The 22,058-nt window shown below is 74.1% G+C and carries 17 protein-coding genes; 9 read left to right on the top strand and 8 right to left on the bottom strand.

The genetic code is table 11. The features are described 5' to 3' along the window. The first annotated feature begins 39 nt into the window (after nt 1-39). The 4 genes from AB0G11_RS47030 (at nt 40) to AB0G11_RS47015 (ending at nt 5,802) form a co-directional block, all read left to right on the top strand. Nucleotides 40-1,266 carry an ATP-grasp domain-containing protein gene (locus AB0G11_RS47030; RefSeq protein WP_219511028.1) on the top strand — a complete coding sequence of 409 codons (1,227 nt, stop codon included), beginning with the start codon at nt 40-42 and terminating at the stop codon, nt 1,264-1,266. A 51-nt stretch (nt 1,267-1,317) separates the two neighbouring features. Then, nucleotides 1,318-3,237 carry an oligopeptide transporter, OPT family gene (locus tag AB0G11_RS47025; RefSeq protein WP_219511025.1) on the top strand — a complete coding sequence of 640 codons (1,920 nt, stop codon included), beginning with the start codon at nt 1,318-1,320 and terminating at the stop codon, nt 3,235-3,237. After that, nucleotides 3,234-4,553, top strand: coding sequence for an MFS transporter (locus AB0G11_RS47020; RefSeq protein ID WP_357593629.1), 1,320 nt, complete (start codon nt 3,234-3,236; stop codon nt 4,551-4,553). Before AB0G11_RS47025 ends, AB0G11_RS47020 begins: the two co-directional genes overlap by 4 nt. 61 nt (nt 4,554-4,614) lie before the next feature. Further along, nucleotides 4,615-5,802, top strand: a complete 1,188-nt coding sequence (locus AB0G11_RS47015) for an acetate kinase (RefSeq protein ID WP_357593627.1) — start codon at nt 4,615-4,617, stop codon at nt 5,800-5,802. Nucleotides 5,803-5,820: 18 nt separating this feature from the next. On the opposite strand, the gene pta is transcribed toward AB0G11_RS47015, so the two are convergent. Next, entirely contained in the window at nt 5,821-7,878 is a 2,058-nt protein-coding gene (gene pta, locus AB0G11_RS47010; RefSeq protein WP_357593625.1) for a phosphate acetyltransferase, read from the bottom strand. 155 nt (nt 7,879-8,033) lie between these two features. Here pta and AB0G11_RS47005 point away from each other — a divergent pair, with 155 nt between their 5' ends. The 4 genes from AB0G11_RS47005 (at nt 8,034) to AB0G11_RS46990 (ending at nt 12,789) form a co-directional block, all read left to right on the top strand. Further along, nucleotides 8,034-8,339 (top strand): hypothetical protein, encoded by a 306-nt coding sequence (locus AB0G11_RS47005; protein WP_219511016.1) that lies wholly within the window; start codon nt 8,034-8,036, stop codon nt 8,337-8,339. Nucleotides 8,340-8,501: 162 nt separating this feature from the next. Continuing rightward, complete coding sequence (locus AB0G11_RS47000; protein WP_219511013.1) at nt 8,502-9,104, top strand: TetR/AcrR family transcriptional regulator; 603 nt, start codon at nt 8,502-8,504, stop codon at nt 9,102-9,104. Beyond that, a complete protein-coding gene (locus AB0G11_RS46995) occupies nt 9,104-10,840 on the top strand; it encodes an ABC transporter ATP-binding protein (RefSeq protein ID WP_219510989.1) in 1,737 nt (578 codons plus the stop codon). Before AB0G11_RS47000 ends, AB0G11_RS46995 begins: the two co-directional genes overlap by 1 nt. Continuing rightward, on the top strand, nt 10,837-12,789 hold the full coding sequence (locus AB0G11_RS46990) for an ABC transporter ATP-binding protein (RefSeq protein ID WP_357593623.1): 1,953 nt from the start codon (nt 10,837-10,839) through the stop codon (nt 12,787-12,789). The genes AB0G11_RS46995 and AB0G11_RS46990 overlap by 4 nt, the downstream gene beginning before the upstream one ends. 21 nt (nt 12,790-12,810) lie before the next feature. On the opposite strand, the gene AB0G11_RS46985 is transcribed toward AB0G11_RS46990, so the two are convergent. The 5 genes from AB0G11_RS46985 to AB0G11_RS46965 form a co-directional block, all read right to left on the bottom strand. After that, nucleotides 12,811-14,079 carry a cytochrome P450 gene (locus tag AB0G11_RS46985; protein WP_357593621.1) on the bottom strand — a complete coding sequence of 423 codons (1,269 nt, stop codon included), beginning with the start codon at nt 14,077-14,079 and terminating at the stop codon, nt 12,811-12,813. Nucleotides 14,080-14,353: 274 nt separating this feature from the next. Further along, the gene (locus tag AB0G11_RS46980) at nt 14,354-16,615 is read right to left on the bottom strand and encodes an FtsX-like permease family protein (RefSeq protein WP_357593619.1); all 2,262 of its coding nucleotides are present in this window, start codon (nt 16,613-16,615) and stop codon (nt 14,354-14,356) included. After that, complete coding sequence (locus tag AB0G11_RS46975; RefSeq protein WP_219510982.1) at nt 16,612-17,322, bottom strand: ABC transporter ATP-binding protein; 711 nt, start codon at nt 17,320-17,322, stop codon at nt 16,612-16,614. Before AB0G11_RS46975 ends, AB0G11_RS46980 begins: the two co-directional genes overlap by 4 nt. Continuing rightward, nucleotides 17,319-17,846 (bottom strand): PadR family transcriptional regulator, encoded by a 528-nt coding sequence (locus AB0G11_RS46970; RefSeq protein WP_219510980.1) that lies wholly within the window; start codon nt 17,844-17,846, stop codon nt 17,319-17,321. Before AB0G11_RS46970 ends, AB0G11_RS46975 begins: the two co-directional genes overlap by 4 nt. A gap of 67 nt (nt 17,847-17,913) precedes the next feature. Then, a complete protein-coding gene (locus AB0G11_RS46965) occupies nt 17,914-18,501 on the bottom strand; it encodes a TetR/AcrR family transcriptional regulator (RefSeq protein WP_219510979.1) in 588 nt (195 codons plus the stop codon). Nucleotides 18,502-18,598: 97 nt separating this feature from the next. On the opposite strand from AB0G11_RS46965, the gene AB0G11_RS46960 reads away from it, so the two are divergent. Beyond that, nucleotides 18,599-19,426 (top strand): SDR family NAD(P)-dependent oxidoreductase, encoded by an 828-nt coding sequence (locus AB0G11_RS46960; protein WP_219510975.1) that lies wholly within the window; start codon nt 18,599-18,601, stop codon nt 19,424-19,426. A 15-nt stretch (nt 19,427-19,441) separates the two neighbouring features. Here the strand turns inward: AB0G11_RS46960 and AB0G11_RS46955 are convergent, their stop codons facing one another. Next, a complete protein-coding gene (locus AB0G11_RS46955; protein ID WP_219510972.1) occupies nt 19,442-20,095 on the bottom strand; it encodes a response regulator transcription factor in 654 nt (217 codons plus the stop codon). Beyond that, on the bottom strand, nt 20,092-22,058 hold a 1,967-nt coding region (locus AB0G11_RS46950), incomplete at its 5' end, for a sensor histidine kinase (RefSeq protein ID WP_357593617.1). The genes AB0G11_RS46950 and AB0G11_RS46955, both read right to left, overlap by 4 nt.

The raw sequence follows: 22,058 nt of genomic DNA, 5'->3' as shown, positions 1-22,058 counted from the left end.
CTGTCACCAGCGTTCGTGTCACAACAAGGAGGTCATGGGATGACGGGACACCGCCGGACGATAGCGGTCGTCGACCCGGTGGCGAGCGGGGCGTCGTACGGGGAGGCCGGCAAGGCCCTCGGCCTGTCCGTGATCGCCGTGCTGAGCCAGGAGTACACCGCCTCGTACGTCGTGCAGACCTTCCAGCCCGACGACTACGACGAGATCCACGAGCACCGCTCGATCGGGGAGACGGTGGCGTTGCTGGCCTCCCGCCAGGTCGCCGCCGTCATCCCCGGCACCCAGGTCGCGCTCGACATCACCGATCTGCTCGCCGGCGAGCTCGGCCTGATCGGCAACCCGGTCGAGAGCCTGGCGGCCCGGGTGAACAAGCGCGCGATGAAGGAGCGCTGGAACGCGCACGGGCTGCCGTGCGCGGCCTTCCACGAGTCCGACCGGGTGGAGTCCGTGGTGGAGTGGTCCGAGCGCCAGGGGTATCCCGTGGTGCTCAAGCCGAACGCCTCCACCGGCGCGTCGAACGTCTTCGTCTGCACCGACGAGCGGGAGGTCGCCAAGGCGTTCGCGGCGATCACGAGCCTGCCCGACCTGTACGACAGGCGCTTCGGCTCGGTGCTGGCCGAGGAGTACCTGGACGGCGACGAGTACTTCATGAACCTGCTGCACAACGGCGGGCGGGGCCTGCTGGTCTCGGCCGCCAAGTACGACAAGCTGCAGCGGGAAGGGCGCCCCAGCGTCTACCGGAACTTCCGGTCGCTGCCGCTGGACGATCCCGGGGTGCTGGAGGCGCTGCCGTACATCCAGGATCTCAACACGGCGGTCGACGTGCGTTACGGGATCAACGACACCGAGTACAAGCTCACCTCGCGGGGGCCGCGCGCCCTGGAGATCAACAACCGGCTGCCGGGCGCGGGCACCCCGCTGATGGCCGAGAAGTGCACCGGCCGCAGCTGGTACCGCGACAACATCCAGATCTTCCTGGGCGAGTACGACAACGCCGAGCCGCACGTCTTCCACCGGCACTACAACATGTGCTGCCTGATCAACGACCGCGCCGGCCGGGTGAGCGGGTTCGAGGGGCTGGAGGAGGTCAGCCGGCTGGAGTCGTACGACGGCGTGCGGCTGATCGCCGAGGAGGGCGGCTACTGGCCGGTCACGGTGGACCTGGGGTCTGCGTGGGGCCTGGTGCGGCTGGTCCACGAGGACCGGGCGCAGCTCGAACGCGACGCCGAGGCGGTGCACGAGCTGGTGCGCCTGAAGGTCGAGTAGGAACCGCGCCGGCGGTTCGGCAGCACGGATCTGTTCAAGCACCACGAAAGGATGCGCGTGAAGGAGCTGGGCGAGCGTTCGGAGCTGTCCGTACGGTCCGTCGGGATCGGATTCGCTGTCGGCTTCGTCATGACGGCGGCCATCACCTACCTGGCGCTGTACTCGGGGCTGGCCATCTCGGCGGCCATCCCCGCGGCGCTGATCTGCACCGGGCTGATCCGCGTCCGGGCGAAACGGGCGACCGTGCTGGAGAACAACCTGGCGCAGACCATCGCCTCCTCCGGCGAGGCGCTGGCGGTGGGCGTCGCCTTCACCCTGCCCGCGCTGGTGCTCGCCGGGGTCAGGCAGGACCTGGACTACTGGGAGGTCAGCCTCGCGGCGGCGCTGGGCGGCCTGCTCGGGGTCCTGTTCATGATCCCGCTGCGCCGCTCGCTCACGGTGGAGTCGCCCGAGCTGACCTATCCGGAGAGCGTGGCCGCCGCCAAGATCGCCGAGGCCGGGGAGGACGGGCGGGGCACCCTGCTGCCGGCGGGGCTCGCGGTGCTGGCCGGCGCCGTGTTCAAGGTCCTGTCCAGCGTCGTCCAGGTGATCTCGGGCACGGTCGAGGGCGCCGTCGCGATCGGCGGCAGGGTGTTCTACGGCGGCATGGACATCTCGCTGGCGCTGGTCGGCGTCGGTCTCATCGTCAAGCTGCGCTTCACGGTGATGATCGTGGCCGGGGGCGTGCTGTCCTGGCTGGTCGCCATCCCGCTCCTGGCGGACGTGCCGGCCGCGGGCGGGTCGCTGGTGACGCTCGCCTGGGACACCTGGGCCTCCCACATCCGCTACCTGGGCATCGGCGCGATGATCGTCGGCGGCTGCTGGTCGATCGTCCAGGCCCGGACGTCGATCGCCCGGGGCGCCAGGACCGCGTTCGCCGGGCTGCGCCCCGGCCGGCGGGCCGCCACCGAGCGGACCGACACCGACCTGGGCATGCGCTGGGTCGTCGGCGGCGTCGCGCTGGCCGGGCTCGGCATCTTCGCCTTCGTGTGGTCCATGGTCGGCTCGGTCGCGCTGGCGGCGCTGTCGGCCGTGGTCGCCGTCGTCCTGGTGTTCTTCTTCTCGGCGGTGTCCGGCTACGTGGTCGGTTTCGTCGGCAACTCCAACAACCCGATCTCGGGGCTGGCGATCTGCGGGTTCCTGGCCGCGTCCCTGATCTTCACGCTGCTGCGGGCCGGCGCCGACTCGCGCGTGGTGCTGTGCGTGCTGCTCATCGCGGTGTTCGTCTGCACCGCCACGGCGACGGCGGGCGACACCGCGCAGCACGTCAAGACCGGCGCGATCCTCGGCGGCACGCCGCGCCGGGTGCAGCTCGCGCAGCTGTTCGGCGTCGGGGTGTTCGCCTTCGTCGTCGCCCCCATCGTGGTCCTGCTGCTGGCCGGGTACGGCATCGGCGGGGAGGGCAGCGACACGCTCAAGGCGCCCCAGGCGGTGATCTTCGCCAACCTCGCCGACGCGGTCTTCACCCGGGGCTCGGTCCCGATGGGGATGCTGTGGACCGGCGCGGGGATCGGCGTCGCGCTGATCGTCCTGGACCAGGTGCTGCGCCGCGTGACCGGCGGGGCCGTCATCTACGTGATGCCGATCGCGATCGGCATCTACCTGCCGCTCAGCCTGTCGCTGCCGCTGCTCGTCGGCGGGCTGCTGGCCCACGCGCTCGAACGGGCCGGCCGGCGGTCGGGCGAGCCCGGCGCCGAGGACGTCGCGCACGACCGGGCGGTGCTGGTCTGCTCGGGGCTCATCACCGGCGAGGCCCTGGTCGGGCTCTCCGCCGCGCTGCCCAGGTCGATGGGCTGGGATCTGCCGATCCGGGTGCTGGACAACCCCTTCGTCTCGCTCGCCGCGCTCGGCCTCGTGCTGGCCGCCCTGTTCTGGTACGCCAACGCCGCCAGGAACAGGAACGCGGCCCACTCCGATCGGAGCAGCCCATGACCACGAACGAGACCCGGGCGGCGAACGTCATCGACGACGCCCCCATGACGCCCTTCCACCGCAGGCTGGCCCTGTTCTGCTCCGGCGGGCCGTTACTCGACGGCCTCGCGCTCGGCGTCATCGGGCTCGCGCTGCCTCCGATGACCGCCGAATGGCGGCTCGACGAGCTGTGGCAGGGCGCGCTGGCCGCCTCCGCGCTGCTCGGCCTGTTCGCCGGCGGGTTCGTCTTCGGGTACGTCACCGACCTCGTGGGCCGCAAGCTCATGTACACCCTGGACATCGCGGCCATCGCGATCTTCTCCGGGGCGCAGTTCTTCGTCACCGGGCCCGAGCAGCTGCTCGTGCTGCGCCTGCTGCTCGGGGTCGCCATCGGCGCCGACTACCCCATCGCCACCTCGCTGCTGGCCGAGTTCGCCCCGCGCCGGTCGCGGGCCACGCTCATCGGCCTGCAGACAGTCATGTGGTCGGCGGGCAACGCGCTGGCGTACCTGCTCGGCCTGTGGGTGATGGGGTTCGGGCCGGACGCGTGGCGGTGGCTGCTCATGTCGCCGGCGCTGGTGGCGGCGGTGCTGTTCGTGCTGCGCATCGGCACGCCCGAGTCCCCGCGCTGGCTGATCACCAAGGGCCGCGGCGGCGAGGCGCTGGCCGTCACCCGCCGCGTCTACGGCGAGTCGGCCGATCTCGACGGCGTCGGCGAGCGGCGGGCGCCCACCCGGTTCCGCACCGTCTTCCAGGGCGTGTACCTGCGCCGCACCGTGTTCGTGGCGCTGTTCTGGACGTGCTCGGTGACGCCGCTGTACGCGATCTACGCCTTCGCGCCGCAGATCCTCCAGGCGCTGCGCATCAGCGACGACCGCGCCTCCAGCGTCGCCGTCGGGGGGCTGCTGCTGCTGGGCTGCGTGGTGGCGACCCTGGTCGCCGACCGGATGAGACGCAGGACGCTGCTCATCTGGCCGATGGCGGTGGCCTCGGGCTGCCTGGTGCTGCTCGGCGTGCTCGCGCAGGCGCCGCCGCCCGTCATCCTGCTGCTCGCCGGCGTCTACGCGCTGGCCATCGGCGGCCCCACGATCCTGCAGTGGATCTACCCCAACGAGATCTTCCCGACCGAGATCCGGGCGACCGCGTTCGGGATCGGGGTGGCGGCCAGCCGCATCGGCGCCGTGCTGGGCACGTTCGTGGTGCCGTCGCTGCTCGACGGGGCGGGGATCTCGCTGACGATGGTGCTGCTGGGGGCGTTCTGCGGCGTGGGGGTGGTGGCGTCGGCGTTCCTGGCGCCCGAGACGTACGGGCGCCCGCTCAACGAGGCCGCCACCTGAGACGGCCGCCTGAGACGGGCCGCCGGGGGCGGGCCGCCGTCGCGGAAATAGGCTCGTCCCCATGGCCGACCACATTCTCGTCCTCAACACGGGCTCCTCCTCGATCAAGTACGAGCTCGTCGACCCGCACACGCGCGAGCGCGCCGCCAAGGGGCTCGTCGAGCGCATCGGGGAGGAGCGGGGCCGGCTGACCCACCGTCGCGGGGACGCACCGCCGTACGTCGTGGAGCGGCGCTTCCGCGACCACGCCGAGGGGCTGGCGGCGATGATGGCGGCGTTCGCCGAGGCGGGCCCGGAGCCGGCGCCGGTCGCGGTCGGGCACCGGGTGGTGCACGGCGGCACCCGGTTCACCTCGGCCGTGCTCATCGACGAGGAGGTCATCACCGCCGTCGAGGAGCTCGCCCCGCTCGCGCCCCTGCACAACCCGATCAACCTGACCGGCATCCGGCTCGCCCGCGAGGTGTTCCCCGAGGTGCCGCAGGTGGCGGTGTTCGACACCGCCTTCCACGGCACGCTGCCGCCCGAGGCGTACACCTACGCGGTGCCGGGCGAGTGGCGCGAGCGGTTCGGCGTGCGCCGGTTCGGCTTCCACGGCACGTCCTGCGCCTACGTGTCGCGGCGCGCGGCCGCCGTGCTGGGCCGCGACCTCGCCGAGCTCGACCTGATCGTGCTGCACCTGGGCAACGGCGCCAGCGCCACCGCGATCTCCGGCGGCGTCAGCGTCGACACGTCCATGGGGATGACGCCGCTGGAGGGGCTCGTCATGGGCACCCGCTCCGGCGACGTCGACCCGGCCCTGGCCGGCTACCTGTCGCGGGCGGCCGGGCTGGACGCCGAGCGGGTCGAGCGCGCGCTCACCCACGAGGGCGGCCTGCTGGCGCTGGCCGGGTCCGGCGACATGCGCGAGGTGCGCGCCCGCGACGACGACGCGGCCCGGCTGGCGCTGGACGTCTACACCCGGCGCATCCGCACGTACGTCGGCGCCTACTACGCGCTGCTCGGCCGCGTGGACGCGATCGTGTTCACCGGCGGGATCGGCGAGCACGACGCCGCCACCCGCGCCGAATCGCTGGCGGGGCTCGACCGGCTCGGCGTGACCGTGGACGCCGCGCTCAACGAGGCGGCGCGGGAGGGCGAGCGCGCGGTGTCGCCGCCGGGCGCCGAGGTGGCCGTCCTGGTCGTCCCCACCGACGAGGAGTGGGAGATCGCCTCCCAGACCCTCGCGCTGGTGCGGCCGTCCGGCGCGTGAGCTCGTGCGGCTCGCCGCTCACCTGGGCGGCTCGTGCGGCTCGTGCGGCTCGTCGCTCACCTGGGCGGCGGTGACGGCGACGGTGGTCACGATGTCGGCCACCGTCGCGCCGCGCGACAGGTCGTTGACCGGCTTGCGCAGCCCCTGGAGGACCGGTCCGACCGCGACGGCGCCCGCGCTGCGCTGGACGGCCTTGTAGAGGTTGTTGCCGGTGTTCAGGTCGGGCACGACGAAGACCGTGGCCCGGCCGGCCACCCGGCTGCCGGGCATCTTGGCCCGCGCCACCGCGGGGTCCACCGCGGCGTCGTACTGGATCGGCCCCTCCACCTGGAGGTCGGGGCGGCGCTCGCGGACCAGCTCGGTGGCGGCGCGCACCTTGTCGACGTCGGCGCCCGCGCCCGAGGCGCCCGTCGAGTACGACAGCATGGCGATCCTGGGGTCGACGCCGAACGACGCGGCGGTGCGCGCCGAGGCGATCGCGATGTCGGCGAGCTGTTCGGCGCTCGGGTCGGGGTTGACCGCGCAGTCGCCGTACACGAGCACCCGGTCGGCCAGGCACATGAAGAACACGCTGGAGACCAGGCCCAGGCGCAGGATCTCGAAGGCGGGCCTGATGGTGTGGGCGGTGGTGTGGGCCGCGCCGGACACCATGCCGTCGGCCATGCCCGTGTGGACCATCAGCGTGCCGAAGTAGGACACGTCGGTGACGGTGTCGCGGGCCAGCTCGACGGTCATGCCCCGGTGCGCCCGGGCGTCGGCGTACGCGCGGGCGAAGCGTTCGCGCAGGTCCGGGTCGAACGGGCTGAGCACCCTGGCGCCGGTCAGGTCGAGGCCGAGCTGACCGGCCTGGACCTTGATCCGCTCCGCGTCGCCGAGCAGGGTGAGCTCGGCGACGCCGCGGCGCAGCAGGATGTCGGCCGCGCGCAGGATGCGGGGCTCCTCCCCTTCGGGCAGCACGATGTGCCTGCGCCGGGCGCGGGCCCGGTCCAGCAGCTCGTACTCGAACATCAGGGGCGTGACGACGTCGGTCTTGGCGATGGCGAGCCGGTCGAGCAGCAGCGTGCCGTCCACGTGCTCGGCGAAAAGCCGCAGCGCCGTGTCGATCTTGCCGATGGCCTCGGGGGTGAAGCGGCCCTCCACGGCCGACAGCCTGGTGGCGGTCTCGAAGGTGTCGTGGTCGGCGGCGATCACGGGCAACGGGATCGTCATGCCGCGCAGCAGCCGGTCGACCGGCCCCGGCAGGTCCGTGCCGCCGGTGAGCACCACGGCCGACAGGGAGGGGAAGCCGGGCGAGGTGTGCGCGGCGATCAGGCCGGGCAGCAGGGCGGCGGCCCGGTCGGAGGGGATGATGACGGCGGCGCCCTCGGTGTAGCGGTCGAGGATGCCGGGCAGCGACATGGCCCCGACCATGAGGCTGCTCGCCTCGCGGCCGAGCCCTTCCCGCTCGCCGAGGAAGAGCTTCCCGTCGCACGCGTCGAGCAGGTCGGCGACCGTCGGCGCGCGCAGCGAGGGGGTCTCCGGCAGCACGAACACCGGCGTCCGGTGCCCGACGGCGGGCGTGCCCGGCGCGGCCCGGGTCACCACGACGGCGAGCTCGTGGGCGTGGTGCTGCGCCAGCTCCCGGGTCGACAGCTCGACCGCCGCGGCGATCTGCGCGGCGGTGCGGCCCCGCCCGCTGACCACGTTGATCACGGGTGTGCCCAGGTCGGCGGCCAGCCTGGCGTTGAAGCCGAACTCCGTCGGCGCCCCCACGTCGGTGTAGTCGGTGCCGATCACCACCACCGCGTCGCAGCGCCCGGCGAGGGCGCGGTAGCGGGCCACGATCTCGCCGGCCGCGCGCTCGACGTCGTCGTGCACGTCGTCGTACGTGACGCCCGCGCAGGCCCCGTACGGCAGGGCGAGCTGGAAGCGGCTCCTGATGGTGTTGACCAGCGCGTCCTCGCGGCCCGCCCGGACCACGGGGCGGAAGACGCCCACGGCGCCGACCTGCCGGGACAGCAGCTCGACCAGCCCCAGGGCCACGGTCGCCTTGTTGCTCCCGGCCTCGCCCGCCGCGACGTACACAGCACGTGTCATGTCCCCCATTGTCGTCGGCTCCGGAGAGGGGGCAGGAGAGGGGTCGGAAAGGGGTGGCGCGGGGGTTGACGGGCCCTGGTCGGCGCGTATCTTTCGCTTAGGAAAGTTTCCTAAGCAATTCACTCGGGGCGACCGTCACCAGCACAAGGAGAGGTATGACCAGAACCCTGCGCGTCCTGGCCGCGACCGTGCTCGCGGCAGGAGCCGTCACCGTCGGGTCGGGCCTGCTGAGCCCGGCGTCGGCGGCCGGCGACTGTGAATACGGCTGGGGCGGGAACTCGTTCTCCGCCCGGTGCGCGACGAGCGGCCCCGCCTACGAGTTCCGCGCCTACGTCCAGTGCGTCAACGGCCGCCGGGACGGCGCCTGGGTGACGACCAACACCGGGCAGTGGAGCTCGGCGAGCTGCGGCCCCTGGTGGATCGACCGCGTCTCCTACGGCCTGGACGTGCGCCCGCTCTGACGGCCCCGACCCGTACGGCCGTCCGGCCCCGCCACGAGGCCGGGCGGCCGCCCTCTCCCCGCACGGACCCCCCGAAGACCGGACGCCCCGAAAACCCGTTGGACGAGTGAGCGCTCGCTCATTAGGGTGTCCGGCATGTCCAAAAGGCGCAGAGTGCCGGCCATGGCGCCGGAAGACCGCCGGGCGGCGCTCATCGCCGCCACCGTCCCCCTGCTGCGCGAGCACGGCACCGCGGTGAGCACCCGCCAGATCGCCGAGGCCGCCGGAGTGGCCGAAGGCACGATCTTCGGCGTCTTCCCCGACAAGGCGTCCCTGCTGCGCGCGGCGCTCATGAACGCGTTCGACCCGCAGCCCGGGATCGACGCGCTGGCGGCCGTCGGCGCGACCACGGCCGGGCTGCGCGAGCGGCTGCGCGAGGCCGTCGCGATCCTGAGAGCCGGGATGCGGGCCAACGCCAACCTCCTCACCGCGCCCCGCGAGCTGATGAACGGCGACGCGTGCTTCCGCGACCGGATGGTGGAAGGCCGGGACCGGCTGGCCGCCGCGCTCGCCGCCCTCGTCGAACCCGACCGCCACCTGCTGCGCCGGTCCCCCGAGACCACCGCCCACCTGCTGTTCACGCTGGTCGCTGTCAGCGCGCACGCCGACCTCGGGCACGGCGGCGCGGAGATCGGCGACGTGGACGACGACGAGATCGTCTCCATGCTGCTCGACGGTCTCCTCGTGCGCCACTCCCCCGCCCCTTCCACAGGAAGCGCTCCCTGATGCTGCTCCGTCTCCTGCGGGCCCGGCTCAGGCCGTACGGGAAAGAGATCACGCTCGTCGTGCTCTTCCAGTTCGTCCAGACGCTGGCCACGCTCTACCTGCCCACGCTGAACGCCGACATCATCGACGACGGCGTCGTCAAGGGCGACACCGACTACATCGTCCGCGTCGGGCTGGTGATGCTCGGGGTGACGCTCGTGCAGATCGTCTGCTCGGTCGTGGCCGTCTACTACGGCGCCCGCACCTCGATGGCGCTGGGCCGCGACCTGCGGGCCGCGATCTTCCACCGGGTGCAGGACTTCTCCGCCCAGGAGGTCAACGGGTTCGGGGCGCCGTCGCTGATCACCCGGACCACCAACGACGTGCAGCAGGTCCAGTTGCTCGTGCTGATGACGTGCACGATGGTGGTGACGGCGCCGATCATGTGCGTCGGCGGCATCGTGCTGGCGCTGCGCCAGGACGTGACGCTGTCGTCGCTGCTGCTCGTCGCGCTGCCCCTGATGATCGTCATCGTGAGCCTGGTCGTGATGCGGATGCGCCCGCTGTTCCGCGCCATGCAGGAGCGCATCGACCGGATCAACCAGGTGCTGCGCGAGCAGATCACCGGCATCCGGGTCATCAGGGCCTTCGTCCGCGACCGGCACGAGCGCGAGCGGTTCGGCGCGGCCAACGACGAGCTCACCGACGTGTCGCTGCGGGTCGGGCGGCTGATGGCGCTGATGTTCCCCTCGGTGATGCTGGTGGTGAACCTGTCGAGCGTCGCCGTGGTCTGGTTCGGCGCCGACCGCATCGCCGGCGGCGCCATGCAGGTGGGCGCGCTGACCGCGGTCATCTCCTACCTGATGCAGATCCTCATGTCCGTGATGATGGCGATGTTCATGTTCATGATGATCCCCCGGGCCGAGGTGTGCGCCGAGCGCATCGAGGAGGTGCTCGGCACCGAGCCGACCGTCCGCCCGCCGGCCAACCCGGTCGTCCCCCAACGCCGCACCGGCGAGCTGGAGCTGCGCGAGGCGGGCTTCCGCTACCCGGGCGCCGAGGAGCCGGTGCTGTCCGGCGTGAGCTTCGCGGCGCGGCCCGGCCGCACCACCGCGATCATCGGCAGCACGGGCAGCGGCAAGACGACGCTGCTCAACCTCGTCCCCCGGCTGTTCGACGCGACCTCGGGGCAGGTGCTCGTCGACGGCGTCGACGTGCGCGACCTCGACCCGGCGGCGCTCGCCGAGCGGGTCGGCCTGGTCCCGCAGGCGCCCTACCTCTTCTCCGGCACCGTCGCCTCCAACCTCCGCTACGGCAGGCCGGACGCGACCGACGAGGAGCTGTGGCGGGCGCTGGAGGTGGCGCAGGCGCGCGAGTTCGTCGAGGCGATGCCCGGCGGGCTGGACGAGCCGATCGCGCAGGGCGGCACGAACGTCTCCGGCGGGCAGCGCCAGCGCCTGGCCATCGCGCGGGCGCTCGTGCACCGGCCCGGCGTCTACCTGTTCGACGACTCGTTCTCGGCCCTCGACTACGCCACCGACGCCCGGCTGCGCACGGCGCTCGCCGAGGAGATCGCCGACGCCACGATCGTCATCGTGGCCCAGCGGGTCAACACCATCCGCGACGCCGACCGCATCGTGGTGCTCGACGACGGCCGCGTGGCCGGGATCGGCACCCACGGCGAGCTCATGGACACCTGCCCGACCTACCGCGAGATCGTCCTGTCCCAGCTCACCGAACAGGAGGCCGCGGCATGACCACGCAGACGCCCGCGCGCCGGCCGCAGCCCGGCTTCGGGCCCGGCCGGATGATGTCCGGCCCCGCCGAGAAGCCCGGCGACTTCAAGGGCACCCTGCGCCACCTGATGCGGCTGCTGCGCCCCGAACGCCCGATGCTGGTCGTGGTGCTGGCCCTCGGCGCCGCCGGGGTCGCGCTGACCGTGATCGGGCCCAAGATCCTCGGCCACGCCACCGACCTGATCTTCGCCGGGATCGTGGGGTCCCAGCTGCCCGCCGGGCTCACCAAGGAGCAGGCCGTGGCCGGGCTGCGCGCCCAGGGGCAGGGCACGTACGCCGACATGGTCGCCTCGATGAGCGTCGTGCCGGGGCAGGGCATCGACTTCGCCGCGCTGGCCGGGGTGCTCACCTGGGTCCTGGCCATCTACCTGGTGGCGGCGCTGCTCGGCATCGCGCAGTTCCGGCTCACCACGAACGTCGTGCAGCGCTCGGCGTACCGGCTGCGCGAGCGGATCGAGGCCAAGCTGGGGCGGCTGCCGCTGAGCTACTTCGACGGCCAGCCGCGCGGCGAGATCCTCAGCCGCGCCACCAACGACACCGACAACATCGCCCAGTCGCTGCAGCAGACGCTGAGCCAGCTCATCTCGTCGCTGCTGACGGTGGTGGGCGTGCTGGCGATGATGTTCTGGATCTCGCCGCTCCTGGCGCTCATCGCGCTGGTCACCGTGCCGGTGTCGATCTACGTCACCGCCGTCGTGGGCAAGCGCTCGCAGCCGCAGTTCGTCAAGCAGTGGTCGTCGACCGGCCGGCTCAACGGCCACATCGAGGAGATGTACGGCGGGCACACGCTGGTCAGGGTGTTCGGCAGGCAGCGCGAGGCGGCCGAGACGTTCACCGAGCACAACGAGGCGCTGTTCGCCTCCAGCTTCCGCGCCCAGTTCATCTCCGGGCTCATCCAGCCGGCGATGATGTTCATCGGCAACCTCAACTACGTGCTGGTGGCCGTCGTCGGCGGGCTCAAGGTGGCGTCGGGCTCGATCTCGCTCGGCGACGTACAGGCGTTCGTGCAGTACTCGCGGCAGTTCAGCCAGCCGCTGACCCAGGTCGCGGGCATGGCGGGCATCGTCCAGTCGGGCGCCGCCTCGGCCGAGCGGGTCTTCGAGCTGCTGGAGGCCCCCGAGCAGTCGCCCGAACCGGCGGTCCCGGCCCGGCCGGCGCGGATCAGGGGGCGCGTGGCGTTCGAGAACGTGTCCTTCCGGTACGCGCCGGACCGGCCGCTGATCGAGAACCTGTCGCTCACCGTGGAGCCCGGCCAGACCGTGGCCATCGTCGGCCCGACCGGGGCGGGCAAGACGACGCTGGTCAACCTCCTCATGCGCTTCTACGACGTGACCGGCGGCCGGATCACGCTCGACGGCGTCGACATCGCGGCGATGTCGCGGGAGGAGCTGCGCGGCGCGATGGGCATGGTGCTCCAGGACGCCTGGCTGTTCGGCGGCACGATCGCGGAGAACATCGCCTACGGCGCCGAGGGCGCCACCCGCGAGCGCGTCGAGGCCGCCGCCGAGGCCGCGCACGTGGACCGGATCGCGCACACGCTGCCCGACGGGTACGACACGGTCCTCGACGAGGAGGGCGCGACGGTCAGCGCGGGCGAGAAACAGCTGATCACCATCGCGCGGGCGTTCCTGTCGGAGCCGGCGATCCTCATCCTGGACGAGGCGACCAGCTCCGTCGACACCCGGACGGAGGTGCTCATCCAGCGGGCCATGGGCTCCCTGCGCGAAGGGCGGACGAGTTTCGTGATCGCGCACCGGCTGTCGACGATCCGCGACGCCAGCCTGATTCTCGTCATGGAGAACGGGCGGATCGTGGAGCAGGGCACCCACGAGTCGCTGCTGGCCGCCGGCGGGGCCTATGCCGCGCTCTACTCGGCGCAGTTCGCCGAGCCGGTGACCGAGGTGGAGTGAGGTTCCGGCGCAGGCCGGGGCTCAGCGCGGGTGAAGGAGGAGCCGGCACTGGCGGCCCGGGACGTTGGAGACGGCCCGCCACCTGACCGGCTCGTCCCGCGGATCGGCGGGCGTGATCGTCACGTGCCTGGCGAACACGTGCAGGAACGTCCTGATGTGCAGCAACGCCAGGCGGTCGCCGACGCAGGTGTGGGCGCCGCCGCCGAACGGCATCCAGCCGTAGCCGCCCGGCCGGCCGTCGAACCAGCGTCCGGGACGGAACTCCTCCGGGTCCGGGTAGAGGCCGGGGTCGTGGTGCAGGCTCTTGAGGTGCACGGCGATCAGCGTGCCGGGCGGCAGGACGCGCCCGCCCAGCCGGTAGGCGCGCACGGTGCGGCGGCCGATGAAGGCGACCGGCGGCCGCACGCGCAGCGTCTCGTAGGTGACGGCGTCGGCGTACGCGCCCTCGCCCGCGTCGGCCTCCGCCGTCAGGCGGCGCAGCGCCTCGGGATGCCGGGCGAGCCGTTCGAACGCCCAGGCGATGCCGGTGGCGGTGGAGGTGCGCGCGGCGCTGATGACGCTCATCAGCTCGTCGCGCAGCGCCTGCTGGGTGAGCCGGGCGCCGCGCTCGTCGCGGGCCCGCATCAGCAGGCCGAGCACGTCGTCGTGGTCCTCGCCGCGCCGCAGCCGGCGATCGACCTCGGCGTGGATGAGCCGGCCGCACTCGCGGCCCAGCCGCCGGTACGACTGCCACAGCGCGAGGCCGCCCACGTCACGCAGCGCGTACCGCACGTTCATCTCGTAGGAGTCGGCCAGGTTGAGCAGGCGGCGCAGCGGGGTGCCCCACCGGCGCAGCAGGAGCGGGTCGTTCCCGACCGCGGTGTGCAGGATGGCGTGGAGCATGGCCGTACGCAGGCGCGGCAGCAGCCGGAACGGCGTGCCCGCCGGGCACGTCTCGACGGTGCGCAGCGCGATGCGGGCGGCGACGTCGCGCAGGTCGTGCAGGATCCGGCCCTTCAGCGCGGGCAGCATGATCGCGCGGATGCTGCGGTGCTCGTCGCCGTCGAGCACGGCCAGGCCGAGGCGGCCGACCACCGGCTCCTGCAGCCGGTTGGCCGACACGGCGTCGACGTCCTCGCCCGGGGCGCGCATCACCTGCCGGACCAGGACCGGGTCGCGGATCACCACCAGCCGCCCGACGCCCGGCGCCCAGCTGGTGATCATGTCGCCGGCCCGGTCGAAGGCCCGGGTCACGGCGGGGTCACCCAGGGCGAGCCAGGCCGGAATCAGCATCGGCGCGTATCGGGTCATGACTCTCCTCGGGGGCGTCGGTCATGTGCGCCGGCCGCGCCCGGCGAGGCGTCCGCTAAGAGCCGAGGTCGAATGAAGGCGACGCCGAGCCGGAGCACGACCCGGTCGCGGCGCCCGGCTCTCGTCGCCGGGGACTGCGCCGGACTGACCGTCATGCCGAGCTCCTGCCGCACGAGTGACACTCATGGTGATCGAAGGGTCACTGTGAGCATAGGCGAAGATCGGCCGGTCGGCACCGCCGGTCGCCGGACCGGGCCCGGGTTCGCCGGCGGTCCTACTCGAAGCGGGCGCCGCCGGGCGCGGTCACGCGCTTGAGCAGCGGCAGCCCGGCGAGGATCACGAGCAGCGCGACGACCAGGCCGCCGCCGACGGTCAGGAGGTAGGCGGGGCCCGGCAGCGCCGCCGGGGCGCTCTTGATGGCCAGCCGGCCGATCACCGGGCCGGCCACGCCCACCCCCGCGACCGCCGCCACCAGGGCGGCCAGCACCACGGGGGCCGCCGTCTCCAGCAGCACCACGCTCGACAGCGTCCGCGTCGGCGTGCCGCACAGCCGCAGCTGCGTGAACGGCCGTTTGCGCTCCACGACGCCGCCGGCGACCGCGACCAGCAGGCCGCAGCCCGCCACCAGCAGGGTCAGCGCGACGATGGCCAGCGCGGCGTCCTCGACCCGGTCCAGCAGCACCTCGCGGGCCTGGGCGACCTCGGCGAACGTCTGCGGCGTCTCGGTGCTGCCGGTGCGGGCGAGGTACGGGGCGAGCAGCGTGCGGACGCGTTCGCGTACGGCCGGGTCGTCCGTGTGGACCAGCACCGCGGCCAGCGGCAGTCCGGCGCGGGCGCCCGGGTCGCCGGGCGCGGGCGGGTTGGCCGCGTCGACGACCGGCAGGTTGCGGTCGACGGAGAGCATGTTGTCGCTGGTCAGCAGCCGGTTGAGGTCGGCCGCCACGGCGCGGGGGCCCGGGGCGCACCGGCCGAGCGCCGGGAAGGCGGCCAGGTCGTCGCACGCGACCACGTGGCGCAGCAGGAAGCCGGGGCGGCAGCCGGGGCCCGGGTCGCACGGCGGAGGCCGCATGGGCAGGGGCGGCGCGTCGGGCCGGTGGTGGATCGGCAGCACGGTGACACCGGGCTGGGCGCGCAACCGGGCCAGCAGGCCGGCCTCGGCGGCGGGCGGGAGGGGCCGGTCGTCGCCGAAGGAGGCCCGCAGGACCGCGTTCAGCGTGCCGCCGCCCGCGGCCTGCTGGCCGGAGACGACGGCGGGGACGATGCCGGCGACGGCCGTGCCGATGAAGACCGCGAGCACGATGCCGTTCGCCGACCGGAAGGCGCCTTTGGGGTCGGCCGCCAGCCGCTGCGCGGCCAGCAGCGTCGCCGGGCCGGAGGTGACGCGGGCGGCCAGCCGCGCGGTCAGCATCGTCAGCCAGGGCCCGGCCAGCACGAGCCCGGCCATGATCAGCACCAGGCCGGTGTCGACGAGCACCGCGTCGGGCTCCTTCCCCGGCGCGATCGCCGGGCCGGCGAACAGGGCCAGGCCCGCCAGGAGCGGGAGCACCCGCCACCAGCCGGGAGCGGAGCCCCGCGCCGTGCGCGCCGCGCCGAGCGGGGTGATCCGCACCCGGCGCAGCGACCACAGGGCGGCTCCGGCCGCGGCGAGCGGGACGCCCGCGGCCACGGCTGCGTACTGGAGCGCGGTGGGCGCGACCACGTCGGGGAAGAACCGGGACCCGGTGATGGCCACCTCGGCCAGGACGGGACGGATCGCCTGGAAGACGGCGATCCCGGCGAGCGCGCCCAGGGCCGCGCCGAGCGCCGCGTCCACCGACGCGATCGCGTTGACCTGCCGCGCGGTGGCGCCGGCCAGGCGGATCGCCGCGAACCGCGCCTCCCGGCGGGCGGCGGCCAGGCGGGTGGCGGTGCCGACGAGGACGAGCAGCGGGAAGACCAGGCCGACGGCGGCGATGCCGAACCCGTGCTCGTACAGGGCGGTGGTGTCGTCGGCGCGCGGCGCGGTGGCGACCTCGCCGACGGCCACGGTGCCGGCCATCGCGGTCAGCTCCGCGGCGCTCCGGCCGGCGATGACGACCAGGTCGTCGGGGCCGGACAACGCAGCCCTGCCGATGAGGCCGGCGCGGGTGCCGGGGACGCGGTCGGCGAGCTGGTCGCGCGGCACGGCGGCCATCAGCCCGGCCAGCGCGGGCGAGACGTAGTGGCGGCCGGCTCCGGGCAGCTCCGGGATGCCCGGGATGCCGGGCAGGGCCGCCCGCGTGGCGGGGACGGCGACGTCGAGGCGGACGATCGGGCGGCCCGCGTACGAGTCCTGGCGGTGGTTCCACAGCACCGCGCCCGGGGTGGCGCCCGGCGCGGAGCCGGTCGTGCACTCCCAGCACGGGCGGGCCGCGGTGGCCCGGAAGGCGTTGAACAGCGCCAGCGTGGACAGCAGCACCGCCACCCCCAGCGCGACCGAGGCCGCGACGAGGGCCAGCCGGCCGGCCGCCTCCCGGCCGCCGCGCAGCGACAGCCGCAGGCCGAGCCGGAGCGTCATCGGACGGCCCCGCCGACGTACGGATCGGTCACCCTGCCGTCGCGCACCATGACCTCCCGGTCGGCGCAGGCGGCGACGCGGGCGTCATGGGTCACCACGACCACGGTCGTGCCCTCCTCGCGGGCCAGGCCGACGAGCAGGTCCATGACCCGCTCGCCGGTGAGCGAGTCGAGCGCGCCGGTGGGCTCGTCGGCGAAGACCACCTTGGGGCGCGTCACCAGCGCCCGCGCGATGGCCGCCCGCTGCGCCTGCCCGCCGGACAGCTCGCCGGTGCGCCGCCCGCTCAGGGTGTCCAGCTCCAGCCGCTGGAGCCAGCCGGCCGCCCGCCGGTACGCCTCCTTGCGCCCGGCTCTGCCGAGCAGCAGCGGCAGGGCGACGTTGTCGGCCACGGTGAGCTCCGGCACGAGCTCGCCGAACTGGAACACGAAGCCGAACGCGGTGCGGCGCAGCTCCGAGCGCCGGGCGTCGCTCAGCGTGTCGAGCCGCCGCCCGTCGAACCAGACCTCGCCGGCGTCGGGGGTGAAGATGCCGGCCAGGCAGTGCAGCAGCGTGGACTTGCCGGATCCGCTCGGGCCCATGATCGCCAGGATCTCCCCCGGCGTCACGGACAGGCTGGCCTCGCGCAGCGCCTGCGTGCGGCCGTAGGAGCGGTCGATCGCGCGGGCCTCCAGCAGCGGGCCCGGCACGGGGAGGCCGTCGACGGTCATGCGCGGCGCACCGTCTCGGCCAGCGCCCCCAGCCGGGCCGTGGTCACGTCGATCCAGCGCAGGTCGGCGTCCAGGTGGAACAGCGCGTGGTCGGCCAGCAGGGCGTCGACGAGCGCGCCGCCGCGTTTGATCTCCGACAGCTCGCGCATGCGCCGCATGTGGGTGGCGCGCTGGGTGTCGAGGAAGCGCTGCGCGTCGTGGCCCAGCATCAGCGCCAGCACGACCTTGGTGAACAGCACCGTCTGCAGGAACGGCTCGGCCGCCACCGGCTCGGCCAGCCAGGCGTCCACCTCCTGCTTGCCGAGCGTGGTGATGGAGTAGCGCTTGCGGTCGGGGCCGTCGCCGGGCTCGCTCTGACCGGCCGTGACCTTGCCGTCCCTGGCCAGGCGGCTGAGCGTCGAGTAGACCTGGCCGAAGGGCAGCGGCTTGCCCCTGGCGAAGTACGTGTCGTAGTCGCGCTTGAGGTCGTAGCCGTAGCTGGGCTCTCGGTCCAGGAGGCCGAGCAGGGCCAGGGGGACTGTCATGGGAGCCCAATATACCGAGGGTATATACGGGGTGCCTGAGCGGCGGCCAGGCGCGGAGGCGGGTGCGTCAGCGTTCGCCGGCGGGGGCGACGGCGCCCGACATGGGGCGGCCGAGGAGGGCCGTGGCGACGGCGGCGACGTGCGGGTCCAGGTCGGCGGCGCTCGCCCCGGCCAGGGCGGGGGTGGCGACGACCGAGCGCAGGATGCCGATGCCGACCATCCAGGCGCTGAGCAGCTCGGCCCGCAGCTCGGCGTCCTCGCCTTCGGCCAGGTCCCGCAGGGCGTCGACGTAGGTGGCGCAGACCTCGTCGCGGATGCGGCGGCGGGCGTCCTCGTGGGCCGACGAGCGCAGCATGGCGACCAGGGGATGCTCGCCGCCGTACGCGGTCCAGTCGTGCTCGACGACCGTGCGCACCATGCGGGCGACCAGCTCCTCCTGGGGGCCGTCGAGCAGCCCGGCGGGGACGTCGGCGGCGGTGGCCAGGTCGAAGAGCTGCTTCTTGGAGCCGAAGTAGCGGAAGATGAGGGTGGCGTCGACGCCGGAGTCGCGGGCGATGTCGCGGACGCTGGTGGCGTCGTAGCCCTCGCGGGCGAAGCGCAGCCTGGCGGCCTCCAGCAGGCGCGCCCGGGTGGCCTCCCTGTCCCTCTTCTGCACCGCGGTCCTCCTCGCTCGGTCATCGACCGTTGACATTGTAGGCGGAGGTCGTGCTACGTTCACTCAAGTCAGCGTTCGATGACTTACGGAGTGACTCATGGGGACGTACGTGGTGGCGGGCGGGACCAACGGCATGGGCCGCGGGCTCGCCCTGCACTTCCTGAGCCGGGGCGACCGGGTGACGGTCGTCGGCAGCGACCCCGCCAGGGGGCGGCGCCTGCTCGACGACGCCGCCCGCCTGAGCGCCGCGGACCGGGCCGCGTTCGTGCGCGCCGACCTGACGTCGGCGGCGGAGAACGCCCGGGTGATCGAGGAGGTCAAGGCACGGCACGACACGCTGGACGGCCTGGTCTGCACCGCGCTGCGGCCGTTCCCGAAGCGGGTGGAGACGCCCGACGGCTACGAGGCCACGTTCGCCCTCTACTACGTCAGCCGCTTCCTGCTCGCCTACGGCCTCACCGGCCTGCTCGAACGCGGCGCGAACCCGATGATCGTGAACATCTGCGGCGTCGGCGTCACCAAGGGCCGCATCCACTGGGACGACCTGTCGCTCAAGCGCGGCTACGGCACCGTCAAGGCCATGCTGCAGGCCGGGCGCGCCACCGACCTGCTCGGCGTCGCGTACGCCCGCAACCACCCGGACGCCCGCACCCGCTACCTGCTGCACCACCCCGGCTTCACCGACAGCGGCGCCGACGGGCTCGCGCAGCCCGCCAGGTCCGTCGTCAAGCTGCTGGCCAGGTTCGCCGCCCAGCCGGTCGAGCGGGCGATCGCGCCGATCATCGAGCTGATGGACGACCCGCCGGGCACGGGCGGCCTGCTCGCCTACGACCGCCGCCGCCCGCTCGACCCGTCGCTGCCCACGCTCGACCCGGCCGCCGCCCACCGCCTGTACGAGCTGACCAGCCACCTGCTGCGCTCCTGACCGGCCGGGCGCAGGTCAGCGGCCGAGACCCGCGTCGCGTGCCCGGATGATCGCCTGGGCGCGGTCGGCGACCTGGAGCTTGGCGAACACGTTCGACACGTTGTTGCGCACCGTCTTCGGCGACAGGAACAGCCGCGCCGCGATCTGCGCGTTGGACAGCCCCGCCGCGATCAGCTCAAGCACCTCCCGTTCGCGGGCGGTGAGCTGCGGGAACGGCTGCGCCCTCGGCGCGTCGCCGCCCGCCAGCCGGGCGAAGAAGCCGCTCACCCGCGCCGCCAGCGCCTGCCCGAAGATCACCTCGCCGCCCGCGACGGCGGTGATCGCCCGCAGGATCTCCGTCTGGTCGGCGCCCTTGAGCAGGTAGCCGCGCGCGCCCGCGCGCATCGCCGCCAGCACGGTGTCGTCGTCCTCGTGCATGCTCAGCACGAGCACGCCCGTGCCCGGCGCCGCCGCCAGGATGCGTTCGGCGGCGGCGAGCCCGTCCAGGCCCGGCATCTGCAGGTCGAGCACCACCACGTCGGGCCGCAGCTCGGCGGCCAGCGCCACGGCCCGCGCGCCGTCGGCGGCGGTGCCGACCACCTCGACCTGGCCCGTCGAGTCGAGCATCATGCGCAGCCCGTCACGGTAGACGGGATGGTCGTCGGCCAGCAGCACGCGCGGCACGCTCACGCGACGCCTCCCGACGGCAGCACCGCCCGGACGAGCGTGCCGCCGCCCGCCCGCAGCGCGACCGAGCACCGGCCGCCCAGCTCCCGCGCCCGCTCCCGCATGGCGATCAGCCCCACCCCGGGCGCCGCCTGCGGCTCCACGCCCCGGCCGTCGTCGGCCACCTCGACCTCCAGCTCGCCGCCGGTCCGGGTCAGCCGGACCTCGCACGTCCGCGCGGCCGCGTGCCTGGCCACGTTGACGAGAGCCTCGCACACGATCCGGTACGCGGCGACCTCCGTGGCGGCGGGCAGCCCGTCGAGCTCGCCGCGCACCTCGACGCGCACGGCCAGCCCCCCGTCGCTGAACCTGGCCGCCTCCTTGCGCAGCGCCCCGGCCAGCCCCCACTGGTCCAGCGCGGGCGGCCGCAGGTCGTGCACGAGCCGCCGGACGTCGCCGATGACGGCGCCGAGGTCGGCGCGCACCTGGCCGAGCGCCTGCCGGGCGGCGGCGGGGTCGCGCTCCATCAGGTTGCCGGCCGCCTCGACCTTCAGCGCCGCCGCGGCGAGCGCCGGGCCGAGCCCGTCGTGCAGGTCGCGGCGCAGCCGCCGCCGTTCCTCGGCCACCCCGGACACCAGCCGCGCCCGGCTCTCCTGCAGCTCCTCGCTGAGCGCGATCGCCCGCACCGCCGCCGCCGTCTGCCGGACGACGTCGGCCAGCAGCCGCTCGTCGGCCTCGGCGAGCCGGCCGCGCGGGGTCAGCGACAGCCGCCCGATGGGCTCGCCCCGGTAGCCGATCGGCAGCACGACCGTGGCGCCGCCCGGCGTGCCGTGCTCGGCGACGAGCGTCCCGCCGTCCGCCTGGTCGAGCTCCACCCTCGCGTACGGGGAGCCGTAGGCGGCGCAGACGGCCCGCGCGGTCTCCAGCAGCGGCTCCAGCAGGGGGCGTTCGGGGCCTGTCGCCTCCTCCAGCCGCCGCGCCAGGACCGAGACGACCTCGTACGGCTCGGCCCGGCCGGTCAGGACGCGGCTCACCCAGCGGCGGGCCCGCTCGCGCAGCGGCGCGTACACCAGGGCGACGGCCGAGGCTGCCAGGACGGCGGCGACCGGCTCGTCGATCAGCGCGCCGAGCCCGACGAAGATGGGCACGTCGATGGCGACGACGGCCACGGCCAGGCCGCCGTACAGCAGCGTCCAGCCGAGCAGCGGGTCGATGTCGTACAGCCGGTAGCGGCCGACGGCGACGAGCACCGCGCCCGCGACGGCCAGCAGCGACAGCACGAACGCGAGGTCCTGCGGCAGCCCTCTCAGCGCGAGCGGCAGCAGGATGAGCGCGCCGTTGAGCAGCGCGGCCAGCGCCATCCAGCGGAGCTGGGCGCGCAGCACGCCGCGCGAGCCGCGGAAGCGGCTGACGAACGCGAGCGCCGGGACGGCCGTGCTCACCACGAGCAGCAGGGGCGCGGCGGGCAGCAGGGCGGTCCACACCGCGTCGGGCAGCGGCGGCAGCGGCGCGTCGACGCCCGGCCAGCCGGGTCCGGCCGACATCAGCCGCCAGGGCACGGTCATGAACAGGAGGGCGGCCAGCCCGGCCGACCCGAGCGTCAGCCAGGCCGCGGCGCGCCAGCGCGGCGACGGCAGCCGCCCGTCGGGAAAGTACAGCAGCACCAGCGGCGTCACCAGGTTGAGCAGCGGCCCGAGCCGCGCCCCGGCGAACAGGGCGGCGGCCGTCAGCGGCAGCCGCCCGCCGTGCGCGTGCAGCGACAGGACGGCGTAGGCGGCGCCGAGCGCGTTCAGGCCGGAGACGGCGCCGCCGCCGAGCAGCAGCCAGGTCATCAGGTGGCGGGGCAGCCGGGTGGCGAGGACGAACCCGGCGGCGGCGAGCGCGACGCCCGGCACCGTCGACGACCACACCGGCCAGTCGATCGGCTCGGGCCGGACGGCGGGGCCCGCCGCGAGGTCCAGCCCGGTGGCGGCGAGCGCGGCCAGGC

The sequence above is a fragment of the Nonomuraea sp. NPDC023979 genome, assembly GCF_040639085.1.
GTDB lineage: Bacteria > Actinomycetota > Actinomycetes > Streptosporangiales > Streptosporangiaceae > Nonomuraea > Nonomuraea ceibae.
Note: the sequence above shows the minus strand (reverse complement) of the source record. Positions and strands in the feature narration are given on the sequence as shown.